General features: G+C 63.7%; 5 protein-coding genes, 1 pseudogene and 1 riboswitch. Of the genes and pseudogenes, 4 read left to right on the forward strand and 2 right to left on the reverse strand.

The features are described 5' to 3' along the window. The coding region (locus PHW99_RS13995; protein WP_300178699.1) for a UDP-2,3-diacylglucosamine diphosphatase at window positions 1-600 on the forward strand (600 nt) is incomplete at its 5' end. On the opposite strand, the gene PHW99_RS14000 is transcribed toward PHW99_RS13995, so the two are convergent. Together PHW99_RS14000 and PHW99_RS14005 are read right to left on the reverse strand one after the other, a co-directional pair. Next, complete coding sequence (locus tag PHW99_RS14000) at window positions 589-3,270, reverse strand: DUF349 domain-containing protein (protein ID WP_300178703.1); 2,682 nt, start codon at window positions 3,268-3,270, stop codon at window positions 589-591. The genes PHW99_RS13995 and PHW99_RS14000 overlap by 12 nt on opposite strands. A gap of 116 nt (window positions 3,271-3,386) precedes the next feature. Further along, on the reverse strand, window positions 3,387-7,073 hold the full coding sequence (locus PHW99_RS14005) for a DUF748 domain-containing protein (protein ID WP_300178706.1): 3,687 nt from the start codon (window positions 7,071-7,073) through the stop codon (window positions 3,387-3,389). Window positions 7,074-7,378: 305 nt separating this feature from the next. On the opposite strand from PHW99_RS14005, the gene PHW99_RS14010 reads away from it, so the two are divergent. The 3 genes and pseudogenes from PHW99_RS14010 to PHW99_RS14020 form a co-directional block, all read left to right on the forward strand. Then, window positions 7,379-8,170, forward strand: a complete 792-nt coding sequence (locus PHW99_RS14010) for a lytic transglycosylase domain-containing protein (RefSeq protein ID WP_300178709.1) — start codon at window positions 7,379-7,381, stop codon at window positions 8,168-8,170. 16 nt (window positions 8,171-8,186) lie between these two features. Beyond that, window positions 8,187-8,318: riboswitch (ZMP/ZTP riboswitch) on the forward strand. A 59-nt stretch (window positions 8,319-8,377) separates the two neighbouring features. Continuing rightward, window positions 8,378-9,622, forward strand: coding sequence for a serine hydroxymethyltransferase (gene glyA / locus PHW99_RS14015; protein WP_300178712.1), 1,245 nt, complete (start codon window positions 8,378-8,380; stop codon window positions 9,620-9,622). Between the two features lie 5 nt (window positions 9,623-9,627). Continuing rightward, a pseudogene (locus PHW99_RS14020) lies at window positions 9,628-9,884 on the forward strand (transcriptional regulator NrdR); the annotation flags it as partial.

The raw sequence follows: 9,884 nt of genomic DNA on the forward strand, positions 1-9,884 counted from the left end.
GCCGGCCCTGCGCCGGGTTTTGAAGCCCGCTGCCAGCAATGGCTGGCCGACGCCGGACAACGGCTGAACCTGTACTTCATGCATGGCAACCGTGATTTCCTGCTCGGTCCCACCTTTGCCCAGGCTTGCGGCATGACGCTGCTGGCCGACCCGACGGTACTGGCCTTTGACGCACAACGCTGGCTGCTGTCACATGGGGATGCCCTGTGCCTGGACGACACCGACTACCAGCAGTTCCGCGCGCAGGTACGCAACCCGGCCTGGTGCCGCGACTTTCTGGCCAAGCCCTTGGCCGAACGACAAGCCATCGCCCGGGCCATCCGCGAACAAAGTGAAGCGCGTAAAACCAGTGGGGCCGTTGATGCCGATGTGGACCCGGCTGCCGCCCTGCAATGGCTGGAGGCCGCACAGGCTGACACGCTGATCCACGGCCACACCCACCACCCTGCCGACCATGTGCTGGTGACTGGCACCGGCCGCAGCCACCGCCGTCTGGTGCTCAGTGACTGGGACGCCCAAGCCAGTCCGCCCAGACTGGAAGTGCTGCAACTGCGCATCGGGCAGGCGCCCGCGCGCATCACCTTGGCATCAGGGCTTTAACAGCACCTTCAGCACATTCTGCAGGCGGCGGGCCTGGCTGGGTTCAAACGCGCTGGCCAGCACGCTGGCCGCGTCTTCACCCCAGGTCTGCGCCGGGGACGGGTCATTGCGGCGGGTCAGCAACTGCAGCTGCAGCATGCGCCGCGCGCTCAGGTGTTCAGCCGGTGTCGGGGTTTCTGCGGCCATTTCCAGGCGCAGCAGTGCCGTGGCGGCATCTCCGGCCGGAGCCTGGGTGATGGCTTTGATCCAGCTTGAACGCATGGCGGGTGTCACCCGGCTGCCCAGTTCCTGCACTGTCGGCACCAGTGCGGTGTCGCGCTTTTCCCAGGCCCCCAGCAAGTTCGTCAGTGCCTCGCCATGGGCCTGGGCCGCCAGCTTGCGCAGGGCCTGCTGGGCCTGCTCCAGAGCGTCGCGTTGCGCCCGGAACGCCGTGTCACCCAGACGCGGGGCCTCCATGCGCTCACCACGTTCGGGGCGGGCATCGCGGCGCGGGCCGCGCTCATCGACACGGGCATCACGCCCGGCTCGCGCCCCGTCTTTGCGTTCACCCGGTTTGCCACCACGGGCCGGAGCGGCGGGTGCTTCCTTTTTCATGCCCGGGCGGTCATCACCGCGCATCGCCACCACCGGTTTGCGCGCGACCACCGGTTTGGCCGGTTCAGTTGCTTCAGCGGCGGCTTCACTCGCTTCACTTTCAGGAGCACCCTGGGCTTGTTCTACCTGGGTTGGAGGTTCTTTTTGCTCGGATTTTTCGGCAGCTGCCACGGCGGCCTGGGCTTGCGCCTGGCCACGCAAGGCGGCGTCCAGCGCGGCCATGGCCGTGCGAATGGCCTGGGCATCACCCGAAGCATTGGCCGCCTGCAACGCCTTGGAGGCTTCCAGCACCACGCGGTCGCGCTCACTCAGGGCACTCTGGGCTTTTTCCCGCTCTGCGGTTTTGCGGTTGAAGGCCTCGTCAATCGGCTTGCGGAAGGCATCCCACAACTTTTGTTCATGCCGGCGGTCCACCGGCACCCGATGCGCCTCGGCCTGCCAGCGCTGCTGCAGTGCCTTGACGGCGTCGATGCGCAAGGTGGCTTCGGCCCCGAGCGCCTTGGCTTCGTCAATCATGGCGTGCCGCGCGGCCAGGCTGAGTTTCTGCAGCGCTTCCAGCGGCGCGGTCGCCTCGTCAATCGCCGCCTTCCACAGCGGCTGCAATTCGGCATAGAGTTTTTCACCGACATGGCCGGCGTCACGCCAGCGGTCAGCAAACTGGTGCAACACGCGGTTGAACCCTTTCCAGTCGTCGTCCAGCGCCACCCGGTTGGCCGCCGCCCAGGCTTTGACTTCCTCGATCAGGGCCAGCCGCTGAGCCCGGTGTTCGGCAGTCTCGGCCTTGAGTTTGTCCAGCCAGGCTTCCACCACCTTGTGGGCTTCGTTACAGGCGTCGTCAAAACGTTTCCACAGGCCGTGGTTGGGCACACCGCCCTGGTCGGTCAGCTTCCACTGCTCACGCAACTGGCGCAGGTTGTCCTGCATCTTGCGCCCGCCAATGGCCTGTCCTTCAGGGCGTTTGAGCAGCCCTTCGGCCTTGGCCACCAGTTCCTCACGCAGCTGGTCGGCACGCCAGCGTTGCCAGCCTTCGAGTTCACCGGCGGCAGCGAGTGCGCCATGCGCCTGGTTTTCGAGCTTGTCATCAATCAGCCGGCCGAATTCCTTGAGGGCGTTGCGCAAGGCATTGGCGGCACCCGCACTGGCTTTGCCATGACCCTGGGCCACTTCCTGCTCCAGTTTCGCCAGGGCCTCGCGCACGCTGGCCGTGGCCTTGGCCTTGATTTCCGGGTCCACGACCGGCTTGGGGGCCTTGATGGCCGCTTCCAGCGGCAGCCCGCGGGCCGCACGGATCTCGTCCGCCCACACCGGCACATTCGGCAAAGCAGCGTTGGCGTCTTCAGCCGCAGCAGCCGTCAACGCCAGGGCATCCTGGAACGCCTGCCAAACCAGACCCAGCTGGGCCTGCGAGGCCTGCAACAGCGGCGGAAACTTGGCGTCCACGCTGGGCCAGTTGGTGTCACCGGTCAGTTCGGCGGCCTCGTTCTGCCAGTTGCTCACATCCGCACTCAGTGCCGCCTGCGCAGCCTGGGCGTCCCGCCAGGGCTTGGTTGACAACACTTCAATCCGCTGGGCCACCAGCACCGCGGCTTCACGCTGCACCTGCACCCGGTGTTGCAGGTCTTCAATCGCCCGCACCCGCTCCACCAGCTGGGCCTTGAGACCGGCCAGGGGTTCCTTGCTCAACGGGGCACCTGCCTTGGCGGCATCACGCTGCCAGGCCAGGGCATCAGCCAGGTTCAGCTTGGACAGGGCCAGCAGCGCCTGGGCCTTGTCTGCCCATTCCAGCGCGATGGTGGCCTGGGTTTTGCTGCGTTTGATGTCGTCGAGCTTTTCACGCAGCAACTTGGCCGCACCCTTGTCCTTGCCGCTGAGCTCCTTGAACACCTGTTGCAGTTGTTCGGTGCTCGGGCTGGTGGCGAGCCATTCGCGGATGCAGGCCATGCGCTCACCCGAGGTCTGGGCCGAAAACGCGCCATGCGTCAAGGCATCCAGCGGGTGTGCCTCCTGGGCTTTGACTGGCGCTGCAGGCGCGTCAGGGGTGGGGGCAGCTTGGTTGTTGGTAGAAAAGGGAAACATCGACTTGCACACACGAAAAGAAAAAAATGCCTGCCGCCAGGCAGCAGGAACAAACCTTTATTTTCGCCGCGTTTTGAGGCGGACTGAAAAACATTTGTAGGGCGTCACTGCAGCGCCTATTCGGTGGCCAGGCTCAACTGCGCGCGCGGGGTCCATTTGGCCTCGGGTGGCACAGCTTTGGCCGCCCCCAGGAACAGGCGCTCGGTGGGCAATTTCTGACTGCTCAGGTAATCACGCACTGCCACACCACGCCTGACCGCCAGCGCCTGCATGGCTGACTCCGACGCGTCCAGATGGGCCAGCAGCAGGGCCTCCATGTCGGGCACGGGGATGTCCTTGGTCAGACCAATCAGGTTGCGCGGCTTGGCAAAGGCGCCGCGCCGGTAAACCGCCTTGAGCAGATCCGGGTACTCCTGGGCTGACACGGCCGCTGCTGTCGCAGCCTGGCTGGCGTCCACCGCACCATCCCGGCGGCGTTTTTCAGCTTGTACCAGCGCCTGCAATTGGCTGCGTTTGTAAGCCTCGCGCTCCAGCTCCAGGCTGGCCGTCCCCACCACAGTCATCTTCAGGGCCGGGCGTTCCTGCAAGGCTTTGGCCACCTGGTCCAAACCAGCCTTGGCAGAGGCCGTCAACAACGCCGAGCCGGGCTCGAAACTGACCACACTGAGTTCATCACCGCCGCCGCCAAACGCGCTGGCCAGCAGACTGAATGGCGCGGTGATGGCTTTGACAATCAGGTTGCCCAGGACCTTGAAGACGATCGGCATCAGACGGAATTCCGGGTCATTGAGTGAGCCGCTGACCGGCAGGTTGATGTCGATCACACCGTGGCGGTCAGCCAGCAGGGCCACGGCCAGCTTGACCGGCAGATTGGCCGGGGAGTCGGCCACCTTGTCGCCGAACTTGAGCTGGTTGAGGACCAGATTGTTGTTGGCGCTCAACTGGCCATCAGGTTTGACCTGATAACTCACATCCATGCTGAGCTTGCCGCGCTCGATGCCGTACCCGGCGTAACGCGCCGAATAGGTGGACAGCGGCGCCAGCTCCAGATCACGCACCTGGCCCTTGATGTCCAGCGCCAATGGCTGCACCAGCGGGTTGATCTTGCCCAGCAGTTCCAGCGTGGCACTGCCTTCGGCGCGGCCACGCAACGTCAGATCAGCCAACTCGACCTCACCCGCAGGGGTGCGTGATGAGAAGGCGCTGAGTGTGCCTGCCAGCTCGGTCAGGTTGGCCGAGTAATTGGGTCGGATGAAGCGGTCCGTGAAGTTCACATGCCCCGCCAGCAGGCTGACCGGACCAAAATGGATCACCGGCGCCGGGGCGTTTGCCTGGGTTGCGGCGGGAGCCGGGCCAGCCGGAGACTTCAAAACGTCCTGCAGGTTCAGCCGCCCGGCCTCGTCAAGGATCAGCCGCGCGTAGAAGTCACTCAGCACCGTGCCCTGCACGTCGACCCGGGTGGCGACACCCGGGGCCATGGCCACGTCCAGCCCACGCAGATGCAGACTTTTCCAGTTCAGCAAGTCCTCGGCCACGGGCGCGGCGGCTTCCTGGGCCAGGGTCTGGACCTGCAGATCATCCAGACCGGCATCCCCCGTGATGCGCCAAGCCAGGCCAGCAGGTTGCTGGGCCAGTTGCAGCCGTCCCTGGAAACTGGTGTCGGCGCGCCGCAACGCAACGTTGAGCAGGTCACTGAAGTACGGCGCCAGCGCATGCAGCGGTAGCCGCTGCGCGTGGAGCTCGCCAGTGAGTGTCAGTGGGCTCAGGCTGCTGCTGCCACGCCATACCAACTGGCCCGGCTCGGTGTGGCGGTGGCGCAGCTGGGCGCTCAGATTCACGGCAAAAGGCTTGGTCGCAGGAAAGGCGAAGTCCTTGACCTGCAGAGCCAGGCCGGACACCTCCAAGGCCACCGGTTTGGGGGTGGCCTGATCCGCCAGGGACAAGGCCCCTGCCGTGAGTTGCAGGTCTTTCACGGCCAGCGTCCAGGCCGGGTTCACAGCGGCCGCCACCGGTGCGGTTGGAGCGGCAGGCTGGGCCGGCGCGGTCTTGAGCCAGTCCTGAAACATCCAGCGCCCGTCGGCTGCCCGCGTCAGCGCGACCTTGGCCAGCCCCAGCTGGAGCCGCCCCAGGGTGGCTGACTGTTGCGGGAGATCCAGCGTCAGATCCTCAAGCTGTACCTGCTGGATGCTGGCCAGCGGCTGCTTGGGCCCGGCTGACAGCGCCAGCGCCTGCACACTCAGGCTGGGCAGCTGCAACCGCATCTGGGCCGCCTGCCCCGGCCGGGCCGCAACCCAGTGCAGGCCCAGTTCGGCCGTTGCCAAGCCATCCAGGCTCGGGGACAGCCACTCGGCAACATACGGTGCAGCCAGATTCAGCGGCAGGCCAGCCAGCCTGGCCGTGATGTCAGCCGCCTGGTCGGTGACCGACCCCTTGAAATCCAGGGCGGCAGATGCCAGCCGGGCGCTGCCTTCGAACGGCATCGGCTGGGTGAACGGCCAGGCCAGCGACCGGGCCTGCACATCCAGCGCACTCAGGCTGAGCTGCACCGGTTTGGCCAGCGCCTCGTCCAGCCAGAGGAGGTCACCGCCCTTGAGTGAGATCTGGTCCACCCCCAGCTTCCAGCCAGAGGACGGCGGTGTGGCCACACTTGGTGCATGATTTTGGCCATTAGCCCGCGTATCCATTGCCTTGATAGCTTTTATTTTTGTAGCACCCTGCGGTGTTGTCGCGGTGTCGAGAACGGTCAGCCAATTCAGCCCGCCGGCACGGTCACGCTGAACGGTCAGGCGTGGCCGGGTCAGTTCCACACGACCCAGTTGCGCCTCCTGCACCAGTGGACGCACCGCTTTCAGTTGCACACTGAGCTGGTCAAAAGCCAATAACTCGTCTGGATTGACCGTCTTGTCGGCGCCCTCAGGGGAGGTCAGCCGGACACCACTGAGCGCGACCTGGCCACTGAGCGTGATCGACGTTTGCGCCGTCTGCGCAAACGCCAGTTTGAGATCAGCATGGAGCACAGCCGAACGCAGGCGCACCGGCATACTGGCGGGCAGGTACGGCAGGTAGGGCGCCAGGTCCAGGTTTTTGATCAGCAGCTGCGCATCGGTCTTGTGGGTCTGGGCAAATGGCGTTGTCGCGGCCGATGAGTCAAACCGGCTGCCATTGAGGTCAAATGCCAGTCTGGGCTGGACCAACACCTCCCGCTTGGAGTCCAGGCTGCTCAAAAACGGCAGGCTCAGTTGCAGCTGGCTCAGGCGATGCGCCTTGTTTAGCGGCTGGTCCGTGAAATCCACCGCGCCGTCGGTCAGGGCCAGGTTGTAGACGGCAAACCCCAGTGGTGAGGCCTCTGACGCCTGGGGCCGGCGGCCCAGTCTGGCCAACACATCGTCCACATCGTAATGACCACCACCGGTATGGGTGAGCGACAAGCGCGGCGCTTCGACCACGAAAGCATCCACCACCGGCGCCCACCGCAGCAGGGACTCCAGCTCGGCATCGATATAAAGACGCTGAATGGTCAACTGCGCCGGTGCAGCAGCCTGGCTCGGCTGCCCTGCGGCACGGGCCACCGTCAGGTCCAGCAGGGTCAGCTCCAGCGACCAGGGCCTGAAGTCCACCCGCCCCAATGACACCTGACGCCCAAGTTGCTCACTCAGGCGGGTTTCAAGTTGCCACTTCAACAACGGTGGCACGGCCAGCCAGCTGAGTCCCCACAACAGCACAACGCCGCACAGGGTCAACAGCATCCGGCGCAACCATGGTTTGGTAGGCATAGGGAACAGCAGCGATGGATCAAGTTTCATGGGAGGTAATTTTCATGGCACCAAAGACCTGGAATCGGGTCACAGCAGTCTTGCTTACACTTTTTACAGAATAACAAATCAATTTGATATGGTTGACTGGTAATATAAAGTCCACCTAGAATCCGCGGCTTCAGACCCTATCCGGGTATACCCTTGCCCGCTGCCGACCTCGGCAACATCATGTCTCTGCATCACCAGGAAAGAAGCTAAGCGCAGGATATTGATAGCGTAACAACCCAGGCGAGCGTTCGGATTGAGCAGCATGTTTTGCCGCCATCCGGGCCCACGCGCAAGAAGGAGAAGCTATGTCAGCATCTAAAAATTTATCCCTGAGTCTGCGACGCACCACCTCACTCGTCGCCAGGGCGTTTTTCAATTTCACCCACAGCAGTTTCGCCTTGATTGGCGTGACGGTACTGTTCATTGCCATCGCCCTGTTTGCCCGGCCCGAGTTGCGCCAGGTCGGGGAAATCAAATTGTTTGGCTGGTTGCAGGAGCGCCAGCTTGAGCTGACCGGACTAGCCAGTGACCTCGTCGCCAGCGACCGGGCCACCGCCACCGACCCCACGGACCTGCCCAAACAGCAGGCGGCCGTGGCGTTCTGGCTCAGCAAAAAATACCGGGTGGCGCCCGAGCCTTTGAGCGCCTTGGTCTCCGAAGCCTATGACGTGGGCACCCGTGCCAAGCTCGACCCCACGCTGATCCTGGCGGTGATGGCGATCGAGTCGGGCTTCAATCCGTTTGCCCAAAGTCCGGTGGGCGCCCAGGGGCTGATGCAGGTCATGACCCAGGTCCACAGCGACAAATACCAGAGTTTTGGCGGCAAATTTGCCGCCTTTGACCCGCTGGCCAATCTGCGGGTGGGGGTGAAGGTGCTGCAGGATTGCATCCGCGTGGCCGGTTCGGTCGAGGGGGGACTCAAGAGTTATGTGGGTGCCGCCAATATCGAGGACGACGGTGGTTACACCGCCAAGGTGATCGCTGAACACCAGCGACTCCAGCAGGTGGCCCAGGGACGCTCGGTGCCGATGTGGCCGCCTGCTGTCGCGGCCCCCAGCAGCCATAACGACAAATCGACCACCGTGGCGCTGAATTAGGCGCGTCAGTTAAAATCCGGCTGTACGCGACTGGCGATAGGCACCTTGACCCGCGGGTTTGTGAGGTGCTGAAGTGGGAACACCACGGGGGAGCGTGCCGCGTAGCCCATTCGGGTTGTGCGTTTAGCCGTTCGCCTGGGCAGCCCTGGTTTCATGCTGCCTGTCCGGGCAGCCTGTGACACAGGCCCAATGTCTTATAGGACTGCCATGTTCAACCGCAACATTCTCATTGAGCAAACCGACCCCGAGCTGTTTGCCGCCATCCAATCCGAAAACCAGCGCCAGCAGGATCACATCGAACTGATCGCCAGCGAAAATTACGCCTCACCCGCTGTCATGGCGGCTCAAGGCACCCAGCTGACCAACAAATACGCCGAAGGTTATCCGGGCAAGCGTTATTACGGCGGCTGTGAATTTGTCGACATTGCCGAGCAGCTGGCGATTGACCGTGTCAAGCAGCTCTTTGGCGCCGAAGCTGCCAACGTCCAGCCACACTGCGGCGCCTCCGCCAACGAAGCCGTGTTCCTGGCTTTCCTGAAGCCCGGTGACACCATCATGGGCATGAGCCTGGCCGAAGGCGGCCACCTGACGCACGGCATGGCGCTGAACATGAGCGGCAAGTGGTTCAACGTCGTCAGTTATGGCCTCAACGACAAGGAAGAGATTGATTACGACGCGATGGAGCGCAAGGCCCACGAAGCCCGCCCGAAGCTCATCATCGCTGGTGCCTCGGCCTATAGCCTGCGCATCGACTTTGAACGTTTTGCCAAGGTGGCCAAGGATGTTGGCGCCATCTTCATGGTGGACATGGCCCACTACGCCGGCCTGATTGCCGCGGGTGTCTACCCCAACCCGGTACCCCATGCCGACGTGGTGACCAGCACCACCCACAAGAGCCTGCGCGGCCCGCGCGGCGGCATCATCCTGATGAAAGCCCAGCATGAAAAGGTCATCAACAGCGCCATCTTCCCGGGCCTGCAGGGAGGCCCGCTGATGCACGTGATTGCCGCCAAGGCGGTGGCTTTCAAAGAAGCATTGCAGCCCGAATTCAAGACCTATCAGCAACAGGTGGCCAAAAACGCCCAGATCGTGGCCGAGACGCTGACAGCACGCGGCCTGCGCATTGTCAGTGGTCGCACTGAAAGCCATGTGATGCTGGTGGACTTGCGCGCCAAAGGCATCACCGGCAAGGAAGCTGAAGCGGTGCTGGGTGCAGCACACATGACCATCAACAAGAATGCCATCCCCAACGACCCGGAAAAACCGATGGTCACCAGTGGCATCCGTGTTGGTACGCCCGCCATGACCACACGCGGATTCAAGGACGAAGAGGCGCGCCTGACGGCCAACCTGATTGCTGACGTGCTGGACAACCCGCGCGACGAAGCGCATATCGCCGCCGTGCGTGCCAAGGTCAATGCCCTGACCGCACGCTTCCCGGTTTACGGCTGAACCCGATGAAATGCCCCTTCTGCAGCCATCCAGACACCCAAGTGGTGGAAACCCGGGTGTCTGAAGACGGGGGCTTCATCCGGCGCCGGCGCCGCTGTGCGTCCTGCGACAAGCGTTTTACCACCTATGAACGCCCGGAAGTCAACTTCCCGGCCATCGTCAAAAAGGATGGCCGCCGCATCGAATACGAGCGGGGCAAACTGCTGGCGTCCATGAAACTGGCACTGCGCAAACGCCCGGTGAGCACCGAACAGGTGGACGG

It is taken from the genome of Rhodoferax sp. (genome assembly GCF_028689305.1).
Taxonomy (GTDB): domain Bacteria; phylum Pseudomonadota; class Gammaproteobacteria; order Burkholderiales; family Burkholderiaceae_C; genus Rhodoferax.